Below are 21,325 nucleotides of genomic sequence, written 5' to 3'. Positions count from 1 at the left end.
GAGCGAACAATTGAGATGGCCGAACGCTATTCCGCAGCCATGGCGAGCGGCGTTGCCAACCTGCCATCCATTTCCGCACCCATGACACCGATGAGCTGGCCCGGCACCGCGCCCGTGCATTCTGTACCGTTCCGGAAGGTAACTTCACCGTTCACCAGGACGTACTCGATGCCTTCAGGCTTACAGATGCGGCGCCACTCGCCACCGGGCAAATCATGAGCGATGTCGTACTGGAAGCGCCGGTATCCAAGCGCCTCATAGTCGTAGATCACGATGTCAGCCGCACTATCCTTTTTCAGGGTGCCGCGATCCGTCAGATTGAAGACCTTCGCCGGAAGACCGCTCAGCTTGAAGTGCATTTCCTCAAGCGTCATCTGCCCGCTTTCACGCACCATCCACATGATCATATCGGTGGAGAAGTGTCCGCCAGACCAGAATTTGACGTGAGCGCCACCATCCGATGTGCCCGGCAAAGTCAGCGGATGCTTGAGGACCTGGGCCACTTTCGCCGTATCGGCGCTCATCGCATCAGGCAGCAGAAAGTCAGAGACGGCTTCCGTATCAACGACAATATCCATGAACAGATCGGTGATGCAATCGCGACCGAGCGCTTCGGCAATCTCCTGAACGGTCTTGCCTTCATGGTCGCACCATGGCTTTACACCATTTGCATTGCTCAGTTTGTAGGTTTCCAGAGGGCCGCCAGCCGGAGCCAGAAGGACGGGACTGTACGCTTCGCGCAGACGAGCACGGAAATCTTCGTCAGCCGCCTTCGCAACCTTCGCCGCCTGATCACCCGCAAAAGTAAATTCGCGAAACGCAGGAATGATGTTCCAGATGTCCCAGTCCATCGGCTTGAACTCATTCCAGCCACGCATAGTGAGGGTCATGGAGTACATTTCAAGGCCTTCGGCTTTGGCCTTCTCCAGCAGCTCCAACATTTCCTCGTGATATGTCGGAAGATAGTCATTCACGAGCGTCACATTGTGGATCACAGGACGTCCTGACCGGCGAGCCACTTCCAGACCGACCTCGCTGAAACGTGCTCCCGGCGTGTCAACCAGGGCCTGAATCACGCCCTCTCCTCGTTCGCGAAGAACATCAGCCATCGCGTATAGATCTTCCACATCCATTATATCGGTGGGCATCGGCTCGCCATCGCTATCGATGTGCGTGTTGTGATTGCCCTGATAGGAAAATCCAAAACCGATCGCACCCATGTCCATCGCGCGGTTAAGTTCAGCCTTCATCTCCTCACGCTCGTCCGGGGTCGCAGACCTCGTCTTTGCGGCTTCGAGCCCCATGACATAGATCATGAGCGGATTGAGCGGAACCATGCTCAGGACATTCACTCCCTTGGGAATGCCCTTCAGGTGCTCGAGCCATTCTGGGTATGTCTCCCAATCCCAGCTGAGCGCCGATTTCAGCGAGTTGTATGGAACCTGCTCGGTGGTTTCCATTTGCTGCATATAGCGGTCGCGGTGTTCCGGCCGGCAGGGCGCGAGCCCGAAGCCGCAATTGCCGACAGCGATCGTCGTTGTGCCGTGCCAGCCTGAATTCGTCGCGTATGGATCCCAGTGCAACTGCGCATCATAGTGGGTGTGAATATCGATAATACCGGCCGCAACCACCTTTCCCGTCGCGTCGATGACCTGATCTGCAGTGCCTTTCAGGTCAGGCCCGATCTCGCGTATTTTGCCGTCCAGAATGCCAATGCAACCAATGTAGCCAGGATTTCCGGCCCCATCGATAATCTTTCCGCCAGTAATCAGGGTATCAAAGTGCGCCATTGCATTCTCCCAATTTTGGCATCGTCACAACCGACAATGCTCCATATACCTGTTTGTTTGAATAATTACATATTTTTCTTCTTGAGTCAATCTTTGCGAACCTGATTGATCCTTTTTATGCGCATTTTTGATCATGTGTCATATACCCGACGCAAGACTGTGCGATAGTGCCCCCACCTCGATCGCTCATACATAGGGAGTTGCAATGTGAGCCACCCAAGCAATTCAGGCCGAACGACCAAGTCAGGACCTGCGACGATGCCACTGGCGGGCATCATGAACTTTCGGGAGATAGGCGGGCTGAAAGGACAAGGTGGCAGACGCATCAAACCGGGCCTGTTCTGGCGGTCTGCCGGGCTGGACAGGCCGCATACCGACGATATCGACCTGATCAAGGGTCTCAATCTCAAGACGATCGTGGACCTCCGCGGCGCAAAGGAGAGAGCTGCATTTCCGACTCACGCCGCTTTGGCCCAATCCTGCGAAATCCTTTGGTCCACAACGGACGCCGAAAGTACACAAACGGAAGTATTTGAATTGCTCGCCAGAAGTCACGATGAGGGCGCACTGACGGAGGCCGTCGCGTCGCTATATATTCAGATCGCCGATCAACACGCAGCGCATATACGAATGGTTTTTGATGCAATTGCGGAATACCGCCTTCCTATTCTGGTTCATTGCGCCGCCGGCAAGGATAGAACGGGTGTCGTCGTGGCCGTCGTGCTGGAAAGCCTGGGTATCGATCGCAGAGATATAATGTCGGACTATCTGGAGACGAACCTCCATCTTGATTGGGACCGACTCTCTGTCGCCGCCGCAGCCGGAACCGGTATTCGGGAAAACAGTCTGGACCGGATGACCGCTCCTGCGCTTGCGCTCATCAAACGCGCCAATTCCGCATTTCTCGAAGCAGTCCTGTCCGATATTGACTCACGCTACGGATCTGTCGACCGCTTTCTTGCGCAAAAGGTCGGCGTATCGTCCGCAACACTCGCGCGGGTTCGCGAAAACCTTTTGGAATAGTCGCGCGCGGCAAACAGCCATAAGAGATGCGCAAAGCAAAAATATGCCCGACAGGATAATCCTGTCGGGCGCAAGTGTAATGCGTTTCCTGTAGGACACGCTGGAGGAAAGCATCTATCTTGATGATCCGAGCTTCATGGACAAACGGGCCCCAAAGGTTCGAGGCGGAGAAAATTGCCCTGTTACCGATGCGGTCGTGGCTGAGGCAACGCGGCTATAGGCATACATTTCATCACCGATGTTCTCGACAAACAGCTGAAGCTCGAAACGGTCGTCATTGGGCCGCCAAATCAAGCGCGCGTTTGATATCCAGTAATCATCTTCAGCTGTGCCCGCCTGGAAAGGCGCCTTACCGTTGAACACATCATGGAAGACCTCGCTCGTATAGGAACTTTCGCCGCGAAGCAGGAATGTCCCCAAATTGCCGACTTCCGTCTCGAACTGCGCCCCGAAATTCAACTTCCATTCTGGTGCCCGAATCAACTGGTTGCCACCGATATTCAGCGTGGCGAGCCCCGTCGGGTCCTGTAGTAACTCGTCACTGTATTCGGAATGAATGTAGGATCCTGAGCCATCCAGCTGGAAACCCTCCAACACCCGAGGCCGGAATACATATTCCGCCTCAAGACCATAAAGAGTCGCAGACGCTGCATTCTTGATCGTTGAAGCATTTCCGAGATAGGTCGTGAACTGAATGTCCGAGAAATCGTAGTAGAACGCCGCCATATTCAATAGTGCCTGATTGTCGGCAAAGGTCGTCTTGAATCCGGCTTCGTATGACCAGAGGAATTCAGGATCGAAACTGCCTACGCATTCGCCTGGATTGAAACCGCCGGCTTTGTACCCTCTTGAGACCTTGCCATAGAGTAGCGTCTCGGCACCCGCATCGTAGTCGACACCCGCAGATCCCGTGACCGCCTCCCAGCTATCGTCCTCCTGTCGATCGCAGAGTCCTCCCGCGGGAACGAAATTCGAGTGCAGCTGTCGGAACACATCCTTTGTGTCTTCCGTATAGCGAAGCCCCAGGGACGCCCTGAATTTATCACTCAGGCTGTAAGTGCCGTGGCCATAAAGAGCTTTCGATTCCGACTCCTGATCCGCTCCAAAGGACAAATTGCCATCTGCAATGATCGTGGGATTATTCAGCGTTTGACCAAGGACCGGATCTGCTATCAGCTGAAGGAGATTGGGTATGAAGGGTTGGGACAGATCGAAGACTGGCGGCGGAGTCGGGCTCGTCAGGCTTCCTGCCAGCGCAACCTGGTCGCCAATCGAAGGTGTAATGAGGTCTGCCTTCAACAGTGCGTCATCATGGTAGTAGAACGCGCCGATCACATAATCGAGCTTTGAACCCATGGCCATGCCTGACAAAGTGAATTCCTGCGTGAATTGCTTCGACGATTGAAAAATTGGATCCTCGCGCAGAATGGCAGCCGACGTTCCGTCATTATCGACACGAATCGTCGCGTCAGATTCACGGTAGGCCGTGATTGACTTCAGCGTGGCGGCGCCGAGATCGAACGTAGCCGTTCCGCTGAACCCATCTACGTCAAAGACCTGCTTTGACGGAAAGTTGTTTGCGAAATCCGTTGTTTCGGTCGGATTTGGAACAGCAAAGCCGGGCTGCGTCAAACCGTAGAAGTCTGCGACGCTGCCGTTCCCCAGCAGCGCCAGGTCCGATGGTGAAAAGAGACCCGGAATGCCGGCGAGTACTGGTGCCGGTAGGGAAAATACTCCAAGCGGCGTCGCAGACGAGACGCCAGAAGCGAGCGGAATTTCCTCAACGAGTTCCACGACATTTGACGCTGACTGGCGTGTCTTGTCCGCTCGGAAAACGATCTGCACATCAGGCGTCAGGTCTATGAGCAATGAGCCCTGAGCGCTGAAGAGATCATTGTCGTCATAGTCCTTTCCATCGAAGATGTTGTGCCGATAACCGTCGCGCCTGTCGTGCTTCATCGTGAGGCGACCGGCAATCTTGTCTTCCACGATGGCCCCGGTCACGCCGCCGGCGACAGCAATCCGACCATAGTCACCGGCGGTAAGCTCCAGATTGGCGCCATAATCATAGTCGGGCAGTCGCGTGATATAATTGATCGTCCCACCCGTCGCATTGCGTCCGTATAACGTGCCCTGAGGGCCACGCAGTACTTCAATTCGTTCCAGATCGAAGCTTGGCACAGCTTGGGCAAACAGCTGACCGACATACACGCCGTCCTGAAATGTAGCCACCGTCGGTTCGCCGGCCGTTACCGTCAGGTCCGACCCGATGCCCCGCATCGATAGTTGTGTATAACCTGTGAGCTGCGCGAATACGAGCGACGGAACGCTGAACTGAAGCTGCTGCGGCCCCTCGATCTGCTTGAGCTCTAGGGCTTCAGTGTCGAATGCACTGACCGCCAACGGAGCACTTTGCAGTGCTTCTTCCTTTTTTTGTGCCGTGACGGTGATGGCTCCAAGCCGGCGCTGCCCTTCATCGGACTGGCCGGTATCGGTAATGCCGTCCTGCGCCAGGGCAAGTGGGGCATAGCCGAGCACACACGCTGTACACACACCTGCGAGTAAGCCTGATTTTATCAATCTCATGAGTTTCTCCTCCCAAAGAAATTATTTAATTTCTGATGCAGCCGGCTCGATCTCTATACGGATCGTCATGGGCCAATCACTTTTTAGTACAACTCGACGCCGAGCGCCTCTGCTCGGGCCCGGCATATCGCGGGGCCCCTGCGCATAACCGGGCCGAATGTTTCGAGAACTTCCGGCGGAAAATGATTCATGGCCAGAACGTTGATAATGCCCAGTCTGTACGCCACAAAAAGCTCAAAGTACGCGAGGTGCTGAAGCTTGTGGCCTGTCATCTGCTCATACTCTGCCTTACGCTCCTCGTAGGATAAGCAGCCCTCGGGCACGGGCACGCCGTCAAGCAGGATCTGGTCGCCAATATACATGAAGGCGACATCGCATTCGCGCGTACCCAGAAAGCTCATTTCCCAGTCAAGAACCGCGGTTACCGTCGAGCCCTTGAACAGGTAGTTTCCGTAGTTCGCATCGCCGTGGCAAAGAACGATTTCCAAATCATCCGGCTCGTTCGCGATGAGCCAATTCCGAATTGGCTCGAACATTCTGATATACTCGGCATTCTTTGACCAGACGAGCGCGTCCCAATACCAATTGGTTTCCCGCTCTATGGGCCGCGTACCCGTCGCCCGCTCCTCAAGCCAGTGTAGTCCGAGCGCTTTCCAGTCGACAGCGTGAATATCGGCAAGCGCTGACAAGTAAGCCAGGCTCATCTTGCGGCGGTCGGACGGTGATGCATCGTGAATAATGCCGGACGTCATCCAAGCCATGGGCGAACTCGTCCCCTCGACACGCTCCATTACATATCCGGGACGCTCAAGATACTTGCCTTTTTCGTCGAGCCAGACCTGAGACGCGACCGGAACCGAAGTCGATTCAAGACTACGCTGCAGGTCGAACTGCTCCTTGACGTCATAATGGTGGAACAATCCACTGGTGGGCAAAAAGCGAAGAACGAAAGCTTTTTCGACCAGCTGTCCGTCGGCTCGGTAGCTCGCGCGAAACAGCAATGTGCCATTCGATCCACCAGCCGCTTCGGCCACCGGCTTTACATCCTGTACGCGAATCGGTCCGGACACTGCTGGCTGAGCGGCAATCAGTGTTTCGAGCCTCTTCCTCCAGAGTTCCGGTGATGTTCCCGAAAACCTGGCCTGCCGCGAATGCTCGACGATACCGCTGCTGATCTGAGCCGCATCCATAGCCAACCTCCCATAACGCGCTCCTTTTGGAGCCTTATGGTTAGCATTAATACGGTATATTTGATATTTGCAAATAGTTTCTAATCAATTGTGTGGTATTTAATTCGCATCGTGTCAGTTCAGACGGGTGACGCATGGCGGCGGCGCGTCGGATTTGCCTTCGGTCTCCACTGCACGTAGGCAAACCGGCTGCCAAACCTGATTTGAAGCGGCCAGCAATGAAACAGGGAAGCAAATCGATTGAATCGAATTGTATTTTCCGGGATTACTGGGTGTGTCTCACCGCGATGGGCATGAGCAGACGGGACCTGGAAAGGGTAGAGAATGTTAGTCGACGAACTCGATATTACGATTGCTGAGCTTCTTTCCGAGAGCGCGCAGATTACAAACAAGGAAATTGCTGACAGGACCGGCAGCACCGAGGTGACGATCGCCAATCGCATCCGCGATATGGAAGAAAAAAATATACTGAGGGTGGTCATGCAGCGCGACCTGCGGGCCCTGGGCTTTGACCTGGTCGTATTGCTGGACATTTACGTCACGAGAAGACCACCTGAACTTGTCGCCGAGGAACTGGCAAAGATCGAAGAAGCTGCAAGCGTCTCTGTACTGCTCTCAGATCCGGATATCTTTGTTCAACTCAATGTGCGAGATCGGAAACATCTTCTCCAGACGATCGAAACCAAGATTGCGCCCATCAAGGGCATTTCGCACTGGACAGCAAACATCGCGCTGGAGGTCGTCAAACTCGACCTTCGCTACGGCACCCTGGGGGCAAAATGAGCAAAACAGATCATTTGGACGAGCAAATTCTGGAGATCCTCACCAAGGATGCCAGGATAAGCAATCGGGAAGTCGGGCGGTTACTCAATGTCTCCGATGTAACCATTGGCAAACGTCTGAAATCGATGCAGAGGGCAGGGTCAATCAGACTAGCTGCGCTGATTGACCCCGCTGCCCTCGGACTGAACTGCGCAGCCTTTATAAGATTGAAGGTCGTGCCCGCAATGGCGCGTGAAATCGCGGCGGCGGCAAGTGAGCTCAAGGAAGTGCCTTTCGTCGCGCTAACAGGCGGCACCCATAATGTCGTGACGCTCGCGCTTGTTGAAGACCGGCATGCCCTCGCCCAACTCGTGCACAACCACTTCCGGAAGTGGGAGGGCGTGCACGCCCTCGAAACTCATGAAATAAGCTCATCTCCGAAGCACCGTCTCGACGTGGTCAGGATTACCGAAAAAGCGCGGAACAAGGTCCGCTGACACGGGTGTGTGGCGTCGCATTCAAGTTCGACCTGACGCCAAGTTTGAGGGCGCACACCTCACTTCGCCAAGTACCTTCACATGTATATTGAGGATGATGCGTCTCTGCGCCCCGCCGGCACGTTATGCCGCCTGTCTCAAAGCCGACTGCGAGCGTGATTCGGGCCCGTCCCCCAAGGGTCAAGAAATCCAGACTAATTTATTTCGCGAACTTTTTTAAATAATTTTGATCGATAAATCTCTTTGCGAACGGAAATTTCATGTCGTATGCGTTCCCTAAAAGCGAAAGTACTAGCTGGATCGGTCTGCACCCACCGAATCCGAGCGGAGAGGAAACATCATGTCGGCAGGCGCAAAAGAACTTGGACAAAGAATCATAGAGATCAATCGGAAGGTCCGGCTGGGCTCTACGACGACTGAGCAATGGCGGGAGCGACTGGACGCACTCCTGGCGGCTCAGCCAGATTTTCAACTCACCTGCCATGCACGCGATGTACGGTTTCCCGAAGGCGGCGCCGGTAGCTCAAGCGGAACGCTATTCTTCACAATGTCGCATGATGGCGACCACTCAACGCGCGAGTGCGTTCTGCGGTTTGAGCCTGCCGAGCGGCTCTTCCACGCCTACGACCTCGATGGGCAGGTGAGAATACAAAGGGCGCTGTCATCAAGCCCTGTGCCCGTACCCGCCCAGATATGCGAAGATATCGGCGGCGAGTTTCTGAAAGTTCCAGGCTATGTGATGGAGCGCACTCCGGGTGAGGCCGCGCCTGGCGCCTGGTTTGCCGAGGGCGTGATTGCAGATTCAACGCCAGCCGATCGCCGGAAAATGATCCTGTCCTTCGTGGAGACGCTGGCGAAGATCCACCAGCTGGATTGGCGCGCACAGGGGCTGAGCTTTCTCCTGAGAAGAGCCGTTGGCCCAAATCTGATCGGACGCGAGATCAACTGGTACTGGGACGGGCTCTCATGGGCGGGCGAAATTGATGCACAGAAGCGTTTTTCAGGCGTTCGCGACTGGCTGCTTGCCAATGAGCCGGAGGTGCCAAGACCTGTCCTCTGTCACGGTGATGCCAACTTCACTAATTATCTTTTCAAAGACAATCTGGTGAGCGCCGTTCTCGACTGGGAGATGGCCTTCATCGGCGCGCCCGAAGCCGACCTTGCCTACGCCTTGATCGGTATGTCGTCCCTGTCCTCAGATTATCCCCCAGGCACACCAAGCGACGACGAAATGAAGGCCACCTATGAAGCCGCGTCTGGCGCGACTTTACAGCATTGGGAATACTACTCTGTTTTCGCGCTCTACAGGATCGTGCTGACGCACATTCTGGGGCTCAGGGCATTTCCGGAAGACTTCCAGGCTGCGTTTCAATCGCATGTCGACGGTCTGATTGCGCGTTTGAATTCTGCCTGGAGCGCTGCGAAATAGATCAAGCACGCCAACCATCTGCAAAAAGATTCATATCATGCCGACATCCCTGCAGTCATTGTTTAATCTTGAAGGACGCCAGGCGGTTGTCACCGGCGGCACAAGCGGCATTGGGATGATGATCGCTACAGGTCTGCTGTCTGCTGGCGCGTCCGTTTTGATTACCGGACGAGATGAAGCCAAAGGCAAAAAAATCGCAACCGATCTTTCCGGCTACGGCGCATGCGATTTTCTCGCAGCCGATTTGTCTGGTGACAAGGGAGTTGACACGCTGTCTGCCCGGTTGAACGATTTGGCTCCTCGGCTTTCGATTCTGGTCAACAATGCGGGCATATCTGAAACGGCGCTACCAAGCATAGACCTCATGAGCCAATGGAACCAGGTGCTGCATCTGAACCTCAAAACGCCGTTCATGTTGAGCCGGCTGCTTTCTCCTCTCCTCAAATCGAATGCATCCCCTGAAGCGCCTGCGCACATTATCAATATCGGTTCAATCGCCGCGCGGGTTGCGACCGCGATGGGCGCTCATGCTTATTGCGCGAGCAAGGCTGGAATCGATCATCTTACCCGAACACTGGCTCAAGAACTTTCGCCGGACCATGTCCTGGTCAACGCGATTGCACCGGGTACGTTTCCAAGCGCGATGAGCGCATGGATGCTCGAAGACGAAACAATATCTCGTCAGTTGCTGGCCCAGATACCTGTCAAGCGCTTTGGCAAAACCGAAGACATCGCAGCGCTTGCGGTCATGATCGCCTCAAATGCCTATCTCACTGGCACGATAATCCCCATTGACGGGGGACTGTCTCTACGCTGACTCCGCCCCACTATCGGGAGCTGACTATTTCTAGCGGTGTTTTGCGACCACCTTCAAGCCGCCCTCCGGATGAATTGACATCCGGATCATGGGCTTGGGCATCTCGCCACCGGCAGTATCGAATACGTTTTTCTTATGCGCATAGCCAGAACACGAACGTTTCGAGAATCTCCGACTTGTCGATGCCGTGGGTGAAGATGGTGCGCGTCAGAGGATCAAGCACGCCTTCGCCTACTTTCTTTTCGAGATCGAACGGCTTCCGGGAATTCGCATATTCGCCGAACCGATCGACCTCTTCAGCCACCGCGTCCACGGGACGTTCAAGGTATCGCTCTGGCATTTTCGGCGTGAACGTCTGCAGCACCATCTTGTGAGCTGCTGCCAGTAGAGATGGTCCGGCGTTACGGTGATGTAGTCCCCCAGCAAGGGGTATTAAACGCATGTGTCTGGACGTCCATTCCGCATGAGTTGATGTCCATGCGAAGCATCTGCTCGACGTCGTGCGCGTCGTGAAGAAACACGTTCTTGGTGTCGCCGAAAGAAAGCGTGCTGATTCCACAGTACGGCTCGACGTGCACTTCAAAGAATTTAAGGGTACCCGCTATGAACTTCCCCAAGACCTGAGGCGCTTCTTCAACTGGAGGACCTGGAATTACTTTGGCCAACGATCCAAGTCGCCATTGACGTCGGCATTGCACATAACATTCCCCTCTCAGCCTATTGCGATCATATTTGCATTTTTTTATTCGCAAATATAGTTTTTCATGCATATTTTTTTTATTATGCGTTGTTTTTTGGCAGTCCGCAAAGTAGTAGAATCTTGACGGCGGCTATCGATCAAGGTTCGGACCCCCGCCAGATTTGAACGACTAAGGACAATCGGGCGGTGTCGATTGAAGACGGCTACCGGCGCGACGCGCTATCGGATTTACGGAGATCGATTGGCGGTCGCGGTCAAAGTCGGCGGGCTGGATTCGGCAGATTACCTGCCGCTCCACGGTCATGTTAGGGCGCGAAGGAAGGAAATGGAAGATGAAGAATTACGTCGAGGGAAAGTCGATGATCGTAACTGGCGCTGGCGGCGGCTTTGGGCGCCTCATCAGCCAGAAGGCTGCCGCATTGGGCGCCAGGATAATCTGCGCTGATATCAATCGCGCCAACGCAGAGGAAACGGCATCGACGATTGCCAAAGAAGGTGGGTGCGCCCAGGCGGTTGAAACCGATGTGAGCGACCTGGAGCAGATGAAGCGCCTCGCCGCTACCGCTGTTGCAGAATTCGGCGCAATTGATGTCATGGTCAATAATGCCGGCATCATGCCGCTTGCACTCTATGCAGACCATGAAGCGGCAATGGACAAATGGTCGAAATGTATCGACATCAACTTCAAAGGAGTCCTGCATGGCATCGTCAGCGTATACGATCAGATGCTGTCGCAAGGTAGCGGTCATGTGGTGAATATTTCGTCCATCTACGGAAATTTTCCGGTCCTGGGGGCGGCCGTGTATGGTGCGACCAAATCGGCGGTAAATTACCTGTCAGAGTCGCTTCGCGTTGAGGCCCGCGGCAAAATCAAAGTCACCATTGTAAAACCAACCGGCGTTCCCGGTACGGGACTTGCCCGGGGCGTAGTGAACAATCAGGCGGTCGTAGGAATCGTCGGTCATAACGCGCCGGAATACATCGCTCTCATGAGGGAACTGATCGAAGGCAAAACAAAGCCCGAGAAGCTTGATCCGAACAACACCGATTATATTGTGCTGGATCCTGCATTTATCGCCGATGAAGTCATCCATGCGATCAACCAACCGTCGGGCGTCTCCATCGGAGATATTACTGTTCGGGCGGCTGGCGACCATTTCGTCCTTTGATATGGGATTTCCAACAGGTCGAGAAGCCGAGTGAGTAAGTTGTCGAAACAGTCAGTTCTTTGTCGAGGTAGCAGCCAAGTCGATAAAGCTCGATAGCGCTGCTCGGTACAACCTGATCACATTAGCCTGTTGGAAAAGTCGCGCTTCAAAAACCCAGAACTCTTGTCACCATTCTGGGGTTTTCTGTTCTAGAATGCAGTCAAATGCGATTTTCCACTGCGCAGGAAGCACACGCGAAACCCTGCTACTATTGAATATTCATTCATCAGCACGACAAAGGCCACGCAGTGTTGATAGACCTTCCAGATGATGCCTTGTCTAAGCTTGAGGTAATAACTCCTATAGTGGCGCTCCCATCACGAGAGACCGTATAGAGCGCACAAATACTATCTAAGTGGGAATATTATTCTCCTTTAAAGGTCAAGTGGCACGTCTCCTGCTTTGTCCTCTCCAACACGACGGGAGGCAACTGTGACCCAATCCATTTCGCCGCTGGACGATACGGTCATCCGTTTCGACGCCGCAGCCGCGCTTCTGGCCAACCGCGAGCCGAATGCGACACCGGATGCGATGCTGGAAATGCTGGTACGGGCAGCCTGGCAGGGCGATTTCAACGCGCCCTGTCAGTTCGAGGACAATGATTACGATCACTCGCAACGCTATGATCCGGACAACTGGCTGCGAATCCCGATAGAAGCGCCACCTGCAACGCTCACCGAAGGACAACTCAGGCTCAGGCCGCGACCCTTCGAATACTATGAAGGGAGCTGCGCGAGCCTGCTGAGCGTCATGTACTCTATGAGGCTCCTGCCAGGTGATCAGTCCGCCTGGGACGACCTGCTCAAGCATGGCGACGGCAGGATGTATCTGCACGGTAAGCAGGATGCCCTGACAGCACTGGTCGGCCTGCCCCTCAACACGTACTCAGAAGCAGGTCGCGCCTATTTCGCCGCGCTCTATATTCCGCGCCGCATGCTGCAAGCCTGGCTCGACCAGCGCTCGTCCCGATTCGTCCGTCTCTTCAACCACGATCAAGCGTCGGACCATCACCCAATCACTGAGCCTGCCAATGATCGACACAGTTACGCGCCCCAGACCAGGCGCGGCCGTCCGGCCCTCGGCGCATGGCCCGCGATCGCTGCCTGGGCATTGGAGCTCAACAAGAGCGATCCGGATATGCCACGCAAGGAACTCGCTGGCCGGCTATACGAACGCGCGCTTCAGGAATTCGCGGCGGCCGATGTCCCGAATGAAACCACGATCCTTAGGCGGCTTGCCGGCATGCTCGACAATCGCGAACCACCCATGCGCGGCGATGCATGACACTGCGCGCGTGGCGACAGGATTGCTGCCCATGTCACAGAGTGATGCGCATGCACAAATGAGGATGGAATAAGACGAAATCATTCCTCTTTTTCGCCTGCGCCCGACGTGCTGGCCTCAAACTCACTCATCAAGAGAGGCGTAGAGTCCCATGTCCAGACCCGAACAAACCCTTCCCGAAATCGAGGATATCCTTCAGGACAATCCCGGCTGGCTCGATGAAGCCATCGACACGCCGTCGGTTGCCAGATTGACAGGCGTGCCCGCCTGCACCCTTGCGACCTGGCGCTGCCGAGGCGGCGGACCGCCCTACATGAAGCTCGGTTCAGCTGTGCGCTACCGGCGCCGGACTGTTCTCAAATGGCTGGCCGAATGCGAAAAGTCCGACGCCGACACGACGCCCAAGCGCCATGTCTGAACCGACGCGGCCTCTGTCCATCCGCCTTGCCGCGTCCGACATTGATCAGTTGGCCGCGCGTGCCAAGCGCATCTCCGGCACGCCGACAGGAGTTGCGCGCGAATTGATCCGGTCCGGCCTGACCGATGGCGATCCCTTCACGCAAGCCGAACGGCTCCTCAATATCGAGCGCAGGCTCGCTGCCCTGTCCCAGGACCTGCAGGCTGTTGCCGATTCAACCACCCAGAACGGCGGATCACTCGGACGCGTGGAGTCAATGTTCGACGAATTGCTCCATGCCCTCAGCGGTCAGCCGACCCGTCAGGAAGCATAGATGCGCTCTCTAAAGAATACCCTGCTCGTCATCGGCTTGATCTCCGCATTTGCCGACGCTGCCGCCTACAAGGTCGGCTTCGATTGGATACGTCCGGGCGCAATCGCCGAAGACGGCCGGTTCGCGCGCCATGACGCGGCCTTCATGGATCGCTGCGGCAAGGCACGGATCACATCCATCATCCATGATCCCGCCGGATCATACCACTGGCCGCGCTGCCGGGCTGTCATGCAGCACTACGGCACGTACGAAGCGTTCAATCTTCGTCACAATGGCGTTGCAGGCCTCGGCGCCCTGTCAGCCCTAAGCCTGCTCGGCTTTGCGGGTCTTGCCATGGCGGAAAAGTCTGCCCCCAAAGTCGTACGCGGTCCCGTGAGCCTGACCGGGAGGAAAGCATACGGCTCGATAAGAAAGATAAGCCGAAAGGAGATCCGGCAGACCGGTGCGGGGATCGACTTTCCACCTGGCCTCCCCATGAGCCGGGACCGGGAATCGCGTCATTGCCTGATATCCGGGTCTGTGGGCTCCGGCAAAACCCAGACCATCCAGCACATGATCCTGGAAGCCATGCGCTGGGGCGACAAGATGCTCATCCTCGACACCAAGGGCGACATGACCGAACGCCTGCCGGGCGAGATCACGCTGATTGCACCGCAGGACAAGCGATCAGCGGTCTGGGATATCTCAGCCGATTGCGTCACCAAGCAGGACGCGCGGGAGCTGGCGGCCCGGTTCATCCCGAAAAGCAGCGACCCTATGTGGGCAGAGGCCGCCCGCGAGCTGCTCGTTGCCTGTATCGTCAGCCTCCAGCATGACATGCACGCCACCTGGTCGTGGGGCAATCTCCATGCCCGCGCTCTGCTGGGTGCCGACGAATTGAAAGGCATGGCACTCGCCCATCATCCGGCCGCCGCGCAGATGATCGGCGATCCGGCCAGCAAGACGGCCATGTCCATCCTGACCACGTTCAAGGCACATATTCATGTGCTGGAAGCAATGGCAGAAGCCTGGAGCGCAGAGGGTCAGGAAAAGTTCAGCGCGGCGAACTGGCTGACAGACCCGCACGCCACCAATCCTGTCATCCTGCAACGCGACGGGCGCTACCCCCAGCTGACCAATGCCTGGATCGGCGGGCTGGTCAGCCTGTTGTCATCGCATGTCTGCAGTCCGGCATTCAGCGAAAGCAGCCAGCGCCGCATCTGGCTCTTTCTTGACGAGTTTCCGCAACTTGAAGCGATGGATGACCTGGCTTCCCTACTTGACCTTGGACGATCAAAGGGCGTGTGCGTGGTGCTGGCTGCTCAGGACACATCGCAGATCCGCATCAGGTATGGCCGCGACCGGACCAATGCCTGGCTGTCGATGATCGGCACCCACATCATCGGCCGCATGAATCCCGGTGAAGGGGCCGAGGACATCAGCCGGGCCATCGGCATGCAGGAGATCGAACGGGAATCACGCAGTAAAAGCCATTCTGGCGGAAAAAGTTCGCTCAACATATCGACAGAACACTCGCTGCGTGCGGTGATGACGCCGAGCGAGCTTTCGTCTCATCTTGGCCGCAAGGGTCGCAAGGTCCGGATGCTGGTTCTGGGCTTCGGAGAAAACGTTCACGAAATCGACCTGCCGATCACGATCCTTCCGCCTCAGCGACCGGCCAACGTACCAGCTGAATGGACCCGGCCAGACCAGAAAACGGCGGCCCCCGAACCTTCGCCTGTGCCCCCTGCCTCACCGAGCCAGCGGCCGCAAAAGGCAGGCCTGCTTTCAGCCGACGACATCGCCCGCATTCGCAAGCCGAAGCCCGGAAGCATGAACTGATGGTCGCCTCCATCTCGGCCCGCAAATCGGTGGGCGCCGCTGTCAGCTATTTCAAGCACATGGCCCAGGACGAATACTATACCGGCACGGGCGAGGCCGACGCGGAAGCAGACGGCGAATGGGACGGGCGGGGCGCGGAACGCCTCGCCCTTGTTGGCCCCGTCTCGAAGGCAGACTTCGAAGCGGCCCTGAACGGCATCGACCCGAAGACCGGCGAACGTCTCACCCAGATCGGCAAGTCCCATGCCCCCGGCTGGGACATGACGTTCTCGGCTCCAAAGTCGGTCTCTGTCATGTGGGCGCTTTCGCCGCCAGCAGATCGCAAGACAATCGAAGCCGCACACCGCCTGGCCGTTCATGCCGCGACCACGCATCTCGAAGACCATCATGCGTTCACACGCCGGGGCAAGGGCGGCGCCATCCGCGAGCCGGTCGCCGGGCTGACCATCGCCCGGTTCCACCATCACACAAGCCGCGATCTCGACCCCCAGCTTCACACGCACGCGTTCATCTTCAACACTGCGCCGCGCCGCGACGGAACATGGGGCAGTCTTGTCAGCCGCGATCTCTACAAGGCCCAGAAGCAAGCCGGCGCCGTCTACCGCGAATACCTGGCCAACCAGCTCGAACGCGACGGCCATGCCGTCGAGCGCTATGGGATAGGCTTTCGTCTGAAAGCCATCCCGCGCGACATCGAGCGCGCATTCTCGAAGCGCAGGCAGGCCATCGAACAGGCTGCCGACACATATGGCTATCGAACTCCGAAGGGTATGGAACTCGCAGCGCTGCGCACACGCCAGGCCAAGCGCCCACGGGAGCGTGCGGCGCTGTTCCAGGCATGGCAGGCAGAGGCCAGAACGCTCGGCTTCGATGTCGCCAGGGCGCGTCAGCAGCAAGCGCAAGTCGGCGGTCAAACCCATCATGTGCCGATACGAGGCCCTCAGGTTCGCACAAGATCACCAGCCCGTATCCTGCCCTCAGCCCAGCAGTTGATCAGGGCCATCGCGCTCGCGTCGCGCGCCTCATCCAGCATGCCAGGCGTGCAGGTCAACCTGCGTCAGAATGCTGGCGAGCGCGACAACGACCGGGAACGCTAACGTGTACGCGTCTCTCATGCGCATTGGCCTTTAGTCATTGGCGCGCCACCCGATCTGCCAAGAAATTGTAATCGCCGAACACGGCTCGCGTATACGGTCCAGACGTGCGCAATTCCCTTTAAATGTGGGTGTTTGAGACAGGATCGCCCGCGATCTGTCAGCATCGAAGGTGCATGGGGTGTGACACCCACTCTCTAAACTTTTCTGACGTCAGTGTTTGCTTGCTGACATCCTCAAACCTTAATCCGAGCGAGAACTGTCAATCCCAAGGCAAAGCGCGATAGAATGCTGACACGCACTCATAGCAGTCTTCGAAATCCGGGAGTGCGCCAATCTCAAGTTCCATCGTGTCCCAATCCGTTTCGGAACGCTTCCTGATTTCCGGATCGTCAAGGGAGTGGGCATCTGGCTCAATCTCTCGCGTGAGGCACTTTTCCATAAATGCTTCCAATATTGCTGCGCGAACAGGCTCCGAAAATTCATTCCCCTCTATCAGTCTGTTGAGGTCGTAAACGTCCTGGCGACGGTTTCGATTTCGCACTTTCTGCTGAAGCATTTCTCTGAACTTTTCCGCCATTAGTTCAGGTAGACTATAGGCCAACAATTCTGCGCCGCCTGTCAGTTCCATGACCTGCATCTGGCTCAGCGGTTCATTGAAGGAAATATCAATATCGATCTTGGCAGGCACCTTTCCCTCTTCGAGTGTCTTTTCTTGCGCTGTGCCTCTCTTTGCAAAGGCAACCTTCATTTTAAGCGCTGGAAAGCTTGCGGTTTCGAAGATGTTTTTTGGCTGACGCGCGACGGAATGAACCTTCAGGATCAGATCGACATAACCCAGTTTTATCGCTGCGCGCGGTAAGGCGGCATTCATCAGCGCCACAATTTTTGTGTCGATATCGGGGCCAACTTCAAACGCCGTTGTCAGGTCTATGTCCCCGGTTTGCCTTGGACTGTCATATGCCAACCCCATCAGGACGCCGCCCTTCAGGAACAGCTTCTGCTTGAGGTCGGCCGTCATGGCGATCGCGTTCAGAGTCACTTCAATGGCCTGGCGCTGCGCATAAGCGACCGGGTCTGCTTTTACGCGTTCGACCCAGCCCGCGACATCAAGTTCCAGGGCAGGATCAGACATTGAGCGATATCATCCAGGTTTCGGAAAAACGCGAGGCGAACTCTTTTGAAGGATCCAGCTTTCTGGAACTGCCCCGCTGGCCGAATGCCTTCCAGCGCTCGATCCCTTCGTGTCTCAATCCCAGGCGCTCGTCCAGAATGTATCCGGCCCGGCTTTTCACGAGATTGCTCGTCGCTGTGTCCACAGCATCAATAATGTCTTCAAGGTGGATTGCCGCATGCTCTTCCCAAACGTCCAGAACGTGGGACATGCCGCCACAAAGATCCGGCTTTTGCAGCATGTCGAGAAACGTTTGTCCGATGGTCGAAATCCGAACCTCGTCGCTGCGGTTTTTCACATAAGCGCCTGCATTCGTTGACTCATACACGTGGACTTTCCGGCGCCGAACGCGAGCCGGGTGTTTGATTATCCTGAGCGGGAATGGATTGTCTTCGGTCTCGAGCAAGACCTTGTCCATATATGTCCGAAGACAGGCCTGCGCCGCCTTGCGATCCGGCCTTGTCAGTATCAGCGCATCCGGACTTCTGTCTGTAAGTCCCCATCGCTGCATTGCCGAAAGATGCGAGACGTAGCAGGTCGGATCTACCAGACAGACGATATTCTCTGCGGACATATCCGAGACTGTCAGGACTCGAATTATTCGCGCACCATAGTCTCTGTCTGCGCCGATCACGCCGGCGTGCTTCAATCCAGACCTTAGCCGCGCATAGTCTTCCTGGCTTGGCGTTTCATGCCGCAGATAAAGTTTCTCGTCTGCAGAATCCCTGTACATCCGCCAGATCAGACGAAAGAACTCAAACGGGGTCAGAACAGGTTTACCTGTCGCTTCAAGCAGGGTCGAAAGATAGGCCCCTGCCCGGGTCATCTTGTCCGGATAGGTGCCGGGAATTTGGTCGGTCATTTTTCCCTGCTATCCCCTTATAAGCGTCCTTAGGACGCTTATAAGGGGATAGCATGATAAAGTCAAGCGCCGTCTTCCGGGCTCGAGTCGGATTTGCAGTAAAAAATTTCAGTTCATCCAGTCATATAGGCGTCCTTAGGACGCCTATATGACTGGATGACGTAAGTCAATCGGGGCATCTCAGCGTCAGCGAACGTCCAGGAGAATCACACGACGAGACGTTTTCCAATCCGCAGACAGGCAAATGGGCCCCGGTCATTCGCCATTGGACGTACAGGATTGGACAATGACGCGCAGATGCCGACGATCACGCCCGGCAACCTGATTTTTGAAAAGCTTCTCCTACATTGGCTCGCAGCCAACAAAGCGCGAAAATTTCAAAATGCGTTATCCGACACCGTCTTTCGGACGGCGTGCATATCGGCATGGAATTCGCGTGACGATCCCCTGCGATTAAACAGAACGCGCAAGACGGTCCTGAAAGACGAATGGCGGTGACGGCTCCGTCCGGAGCCGTCACCTTGGCAAGTCAGTCCTTAGGGTTCCAGAGGATCACGTGCCGGCCCTTCTTGCCTTTCACCGGCGCGAGATTTGCGTAGATCTTGCGCGGACCGATCTGCGGATCTGCGAGGGTGATCGAGACATAATCGCGTCCCGATGCTTTCGCCTTGCGCATCCATCCGCCACCGATCTCGGTCGACGTTTCTCCGGCGAAGATGCGGTAGTCCGGCTGACCGTCTGCGGCTTTCTCACCGTTCTTCTCGATGCGGATGGGGCTTGTAAGGTTCATCATTGCGAGGGCGCCTTCGAAGCCGGTTTTGGTCTCAGAGACATATCCGAGTGCGTTTGCCATTGTGTAATTCCTTTCGTTTTTGCGCTTGTCTCGGGGACCCCTTGTCCCCGTCGACGCCGGACCGAAAGGACGGCGCAGGACGGGTTTGAACCGCCTCCTTTCTCTTTGGCGGGCGAAACGCAGTGGAGCACCGGCCCGGCGCTGAATTTTGAGGCGCGAGGAGCCGCAAAGCGGCGGGGAAAATTCATCTCCGTGCCGGTTTCACAGCCCGGCAGGCGTCGTCCAGGTCACACGGCAAGAGACGGGAACAAGGGGTCCGATACGGGAGGTTACGAAAACGGATGGAACAGGACTGGCAGACAGTTCCGGATGCAAGACGAGACCCAAAGACGCGCGATTTTTTTTGCGCCCTCATCCATGAAGCCCCCCCTGCCACTAGCCCCTCAGCATGGGAGAATGATACGCGAAAACCGCCCGATGCCTGGCACCGGACGGCTTCTGATCCGCCTGAAAAGGAGACTGAATCCTCAGGCGGCGTCTGGCTCTGCGAAAGTCCCTGCATCTGGCTTATGCATCGTCCCGGGCGTCCTCGACCGGGTTCGCAGTCCGGGCCCGGGCTTCAGCAAGTTCGCGCCTCGAGTTTGGAGAGAGTCGCACAAAGACGCTGCGCAGCCCGGAGACCAATCGCGATGGCGTCGTGAAGAAGCTCATCTGCAGCCTCCGTCAGATGTCCATTATCTGAACCCGGATAGTTGGCTTCTACGCTCCATAGACTGATGGCGTGTTCGTCCAGTATGATACCGTCCAGCGAGACCGAGAGGACGATGCCGCAATAGAACCAGTCGCCTGCGCCTTGGCAAAGCGCTCCCGGAAATTGTTTCCGGGACCGATGAACCCCGGCGCGTCCTTTAAAAGGGATGGCCAGAATCCGTCCTGGCGCAGGTCTGGCGCGTCCGGGCTATCGTCGCGCACAATGCGCGCGACGATCCGGAACCCGTCTTGTTCGCAAGCGATGCAATCGCCCTCGCATACGAAGTCAGAGAAACGTTCTGTGAATGCCATGGCTCAGCGGCTCCAGAACACATGGACTTCATCGAAGCCCGTCTGGAACACCATGATCTCACCATTGAGGGCCATGTCGCGGGCGAGCGCTGTCCAGTCGATGTAATAGTCGAGCGACGCCGGGATTTCAGTGCCGCTCTCCCGCATGAATTCCTCAGCGAAGTCTGCGGCGCTGCGATATTCTCCGGCATAGTCTTCGAAGGCCGCACGAGCTTGCTCAAGGTCGTCTCCGAAATGCCGGTATAGCTTCGCGGCAATCTCGCCATGCTCGCCAAGAAAGTCAGCAAGATCGCAGACGGTTTCGAACGAGGCGTATTCAGACAGGCTTGCGCCTTGAAAGCCCTCATAGTCGTGGATGGCCCATTCCTCGGCATCGGGTTCGGAGCTCGCTGCCAGCATCGCGCGGACCCCTGCCATGATCTCGTCAGGCGTGGTCGCATCAATCCATGCGCCATGCAGGCGGCCATTATTGTAGGCAGCAAGGCAGATGGGATAATCGGAC

20 protein-coding genes are annotated in these 21,325 nt (G+C 56.4%); 11 read left to right on the top strand and 9 right to left on the bottom strand.

The features are described 5' to 3' along the window. Positions 1-26: 26 nt before the first annotated feature. The gene (locus HY30_RS10465; protein WP_034740013.1) at positions 27-1,790 is read right to left on the bottom strand and encodes an N-acyl-D-amino-acid deacylase family protein; all 1,764 of its coding nucleotides are present in this window, start codon (positions 1,788-1,790) and stop codon (positions 27-29) included. Between the two features lie 258 nt (positions 1,791-2,048). Between HY30_RS10465 and HY30_RS10460 the strand changes: the two genes are divergently transcribed. Next, positions 2,049-2,813 (top strand): tyrosine-protein phosphatase, encoded by a 765-nt coding sequence (locus HY30_RS10460; RefSeq protein ID WP_034740011.1) that lies wholly within the window; start codon positions 2,049-2,051, stop codon positions 2,811-2,813. Between the two features lie 114 nt (positions 2,814-2,927). Here the strand turns inward: HY30_RS10460 and HY30_RS10455 are convergent, their stop codons facing one another. Together HY30_RS10455 and HY30_RS10450 are read right to left on the bottom strand one after the other, a co-directional pair. Continuing rightward, positions 2,928-5,399 (bottom strand): TonB-dependent receptor, encoded by a 2,472-nt coding sequence (locus tag HY30_RS10455; RefSeq protein WP_081812187.1) that lies wholly within the window; start codon positions 5,397-5,399, stop codon positions 2,928-2,930. An 83-nt stretch (positions 5,400-5,482) separates the two neighbouring features. After that, the gene (locus HY30_RS10450; protein WP_034740006.1) at positions 5,483-6,589 is read right to left on the bottom strand and encodes a phosphotransferase family protein; all 1,107 of its coding nucleotides are present in this window, start codon (positions 6,587-6,589) and stop codon (positions 5,483-5,485) included. A 324-nt stretch (positions 6,590-6,913) separates the two neighbouring features. Between HY30_RS10450 and HY30_RS10445 the strand changes: the two genes are divergently transcribed. The 4 genes from HY30_RS10445 to HY30_RS10425 all read left to right on the top strand — a co-directional run bounded on the left by HY30_RS10445 (position 6,914) and on the right by HY30_RS10425 (position 10,094). Then, entirely contained in the window at positions 6,914-7,372 is a 459-nt protein-coding gene (locus HY30_RS10445) for an Lrp/AsnC family transcriptional regulator (protein WP_034740004.1), read from the top strand. Further along, entirely contained in the window at positions 7,369-7,848 is a 480-nt protein-coding gene (locus HY30_RS19300) for an Lrp/AsnC family transcriptional regulator (RefSeq protein WP_051615317.1), read from the top strand. The genes HY30_RS10445 and HY30_RS19300 overlap by 4 nt, the downstream gene beginning before the upstream one ends. Positions 7,849-8,188: 340 nt before the next feature. Further along, positions 8,189-9,277 carry a phosphotransferase family protein gene (locus HY30_RS10430; RefSeq protein WP_081812186.1) on the top strand — a complete coding sequence of 363 codons (1,089 nt, stop codon included), beginning with the start codon at positions 8,189-8,191 and terminating at the stop codon, positions 9,275-9,277. 37 nt (positions 9,278-9,314) lie between these two features. Then, positions 9,315-10,094, top strand: a complete 780-nt coding sequence (locus tag HY30_RS10425) for an SDR family oxidoreductase (protein WP_034739998.1) — start codon at positions 9,315-9,317, stop codon at positions 10,092-10,094. A 133-nt stretch (positions 10,095-10,227) separates the two neighbouring features. On the opposite strand, the gene HY30_RS10420 is transcribed toward HY30_RS10425, so the two are convergent. Further along, on the bottom strand, positions 10,228-10,461 hold the full coding sequence (locus HY30_RS10420; RefSeq protein ID WP_034739996.1) for a hypothetical protein: 234 nt from the start codon (positions 10,459-10,461) through the stop codon (positions 10,228-10,230). A gap of 665 nt (positions 10,462-11,126) precedes the next feature. Here HY30_RS10420 and HY30_RS10410 point away from each other — a divergent pair. The 6 genes from HY30_RS10410 (at position 11,127) to mobF (ending at position 16,935) form a co-directional block, all read left to right on the top strand. Further along, complete coding sequence (locus tag HY30_RS10410; protein ID WP_034739992.1) at positions 11,127-11,963, top strand: SDR family oxidoreductase; 837 nt, start codon at positions 11,127-11,129, stop codon at positions 11,961-11,963. A 471-nt stretch (positions 11,964-12,434) separates the two neighbouring features. Continuing rightward, positions 12,435-13,286 (top strand): hypothetical protein, encoded by an 852-nt coding sequence (locus tag HY30_RS10405; protein ID WP_034739990.1) that lies wholly within the window; start codon positions 12,435-12,437, stop codon positions 13,284-13,286. Between the two features lie 151 nt (positions 13,287-13,437). Further along, positions 13,438-13,704, top strand: coding sequence for a helix-turn-helix transcriptional regulator (locus HY30_RS10400; protein ID WP_206741455.1), 267 nt, complete (start codon positions 13,438-13,440; stop codon positions 13,702-13,704). Further along, positions 13,697-14,017 (top strand): hypothetical protein, encoded by a 321-nt coding sequence (locus HY30_RS10395; RefSeq protein WP_034739987.1) that lies wholly within the window; start codon positions 13,697-13,699, stop codon positions 14,015-14,017. The genes HY30_RS10400 and HY30_RS10395 overlap by 8 nt, the downstream gene beginning before the upstream one ends. Next, a complete protein-coding gene (locus HY30_RS10390) occupies positions 14,018-15,838 on the top strand; it encodes a type IV secretion system DNA-binding domain-containing protein (RefSeq protein WP_051615315.1) in 1,821 nt (606 codons plus the stop codon). Further along, positions 15,838-16,935, top strand: a complete 1,098-nt coding sequence (mobF, locus tag HY30_RS10385; RefSeq protein ID WP_051615313.1) for a MobF family relaxase — start codon at positions 15,838-15,840, stop codon at positions 16,933-16,935. Before HY30_RS10390 ends, mobF begins: the two co-directional genes overlap by 1 nt. Before the next feature lie 259 nt (positions 16,936-17,194). Here mobF and HY30_RS10380 read toward each other — a convergent pair whose 3' ends face one another. The 5 genes from HY30_RS10380 to HY30_RS10355 all read right to left on the bottom strand — a co-directional run bounded on the left by HY30_RS10380 (position 17,195) and on the right by HY30_RS10355 (position 21,312). Then, positions 17,195-18,067 (bottom strand): nucleotidyl transferase AbiEii/AbiGii toxin family protein, encoded by an 873-nt coding sequence (locus HY30_RS10380; RefSeq protein ID WP_034739984.1) that lies wholly within the window; start codon positions 18,065-18,067, stop codon positions 17,195-17,197. Further along, the gene (locus HY30_RS10375) at positions 18,060-18,968 is read right to left on the bottom strand and encodes a type IV toxin-antitoxin system AbiEi family antitoxin domain-containing protein (protein ID WP_051615311.1); all 909 of its coding nucleotides are present in this window, start codon (positions 18,966-18,968) and stop codon (positions 18,060-18,062) included. The genes HY30_RS10380 and HY30_RS10375 overlap by 8 nt, the downstream gene beginning before the upstream one ends. 529 nt (positions 18,969-19,497) lie before the next feature. Further along, entirely contained in the window at positions 19,498-19,821 is a 324-nt protein-coding gene (locus HY30_RS10365) for a DUF736 domain-containing protein (protein WP_034739980.1), read from the bottom strand. Positions 19,822-20,520: 699 nt separating this feature from the next. Then, positions 20,521-20,823, bottom strand: coding sequence for a hypothetical protein (locus tag HY30_RS10360; protein WP_206741454.1), 303 nt, complete (start codon positions 20,821-20,823; stop codon positions 20,521-20,523). Positions 20,824-20,826: 3 nt separating this feature from the next. Continuing rightward, positions 20,827-21,312, bottom strand: a complete 486-nt coding sequence (locus HY30_RS10355) for an antirestriction protein ArdA (protein ID WP_081812203.1) — start codon at positions 21,310-21,312, stop codon at positions 20,827-20,829. Positions 21,313-21,325: the final 13 nt, after the last annotated feature.

Origin of the sequence: Hyphomonas chukchiensis, from assembly GCF_000682695.1 — a bacterium.
GTDB lineage: Bacteria > Pseudomonadota > Alphaproteobacteria > Caulobacterales > Hyphomonadaceae > Hyphomonas > Hyphomonas chukchiensis.
The sequence above is the reverse complement of the archived record's forward strand: the minus strand, read 5'-3'. Positions and strand labels throughout refer to the sequence as shown.

Excerpts from the sequence above, each read along its gene's own strand:
- HY30_RS10465 (WP_034740013.1), bottom strand. The coding sequence starts at position 1,790 with ATGGCGCACTTTGATACCCTGATTACTGGCGGAAAGATTATCGATGGG.
- HY30_RS10460 (WP_034740011.1), top strand. The coding sequence starts at position 2,049 with ATGCCACTGGCGGGCATCATGAACTTTCGGGAGATAGGCGGGCTGAAA.
- HY30_RS10455 (WP_081812187.1), bottom strand. The coding sequence starts at position 5,399 with ATGAGATTGATAAAATCAGGCTTACTCGCAGGTGTGTGTACAGCGTGT.
- HY30_RS10450 (WP_034740006.1), bottom strand. The coding sequence starts at position 6,589 with ATGGATGCGGCTCAGATCAGCAGCGGTATCGTCGAGCATTCGCGGCAG.
- HY30_RS10445 (WP_034740004.1), top strand. The coding sequence starts at position 6,914 with ATGTTAGTCGACGAACTCGATATTACGATTGCTGAGCTTCTTTCCGAG.
- HY30_RS19300 (WP_051615317.1), top strand. The coding sequence starts at position 7,369 with ATGAGCAAAACAGATCATTTGGACGAGCAAATTCTGGAGATCCTCACC.
- HY30_RS10430 (WP_081812186.1), top strand. The coding sequence starts at position 8,189 with ATGTCGGCAGGCGCAAAAGAACTTGGACAAAGAATCATAGAGATCAAT.
- HY30_RS10425 (WP_034739998.1), top strand. The coding sequence starts at position 9,315 with ATGCCGACATCCCTGCAGTCATTGTTTAATCTTGAAGGACGCCAGGCG.
- HY30_RS10420 (WP_034739996.1), bottom strand. The coding sequence starts at position 10,461 with ATGGTGCTGCAGACGTTCACGCCGAAAATGCCAGAGCGATACCTTGAA.
- HY30_RS10410 (WP_034739992.1), top strand. The coding sequence starts at position 11,127 with ATGAAGAATTACGTCGAGGGAAAGTCGATGATCGTAACTGGCGCTGGC.
- HY30_RS10400 (WP_206741455.1), top strand. The coding sequence starts at position 13,438 with ATGTCCAGACCCGAACAAACCCTTCCCGAAATCGAGGATATCCTTCAG.
- HY30_RS10395 (WP_034739987.1), top strand. The coding sequence starts at position 13,697 with ATGTCTGAACCGACGCGGCCTCTGTCCATCCGCCTTGCCGCGTCCGAC.
- HY30_RS10390 (WP_051615315.1), top strand. The coding sequence starts at position 14,018 with ATGCGCTCTCTAAAGAATACCCTGCTCGTCATCGGCTTGATCTCCGCA.
- mobF (WP_051615313.1), top strand. The coding sequence starts at position 15,838 with ATGGTCGCCTCCATCTCGGCCCGCAAATCGGTGGGCGCCGCTGTCAGC.
- HY30_RS10380 (WP_034739984.1), bottom strand. The coding sequence starts at position 18,067 with ATGTCTGATCCTGCCCTGGAACTTGATGTCGCGGGCTGGGTCGAACGC.
- HY30_RS10375 (WP_051615311.1), bottom strand. The coding sequence starts at position 18,968 with ATGACCGACCAAATTCCCGGCACCTATCCGGACAAGATGACCCGGGCA.
- HY30_RS10365 (WP_034739980.1), bottom strand. The coding sequence starts at position 19,821 with ATGGCAAACGCACTCGGATATGTCTCTGAGACCAAAACCGGCTTCGAA.
- HY30_RS10360 (WP_206741454.1), bottom strand. The coding sequence starts at position 20,823 with ATGGCATTCACAGAACGTTTCTCTGACTTCGTATGCGAGGGCGATTGC.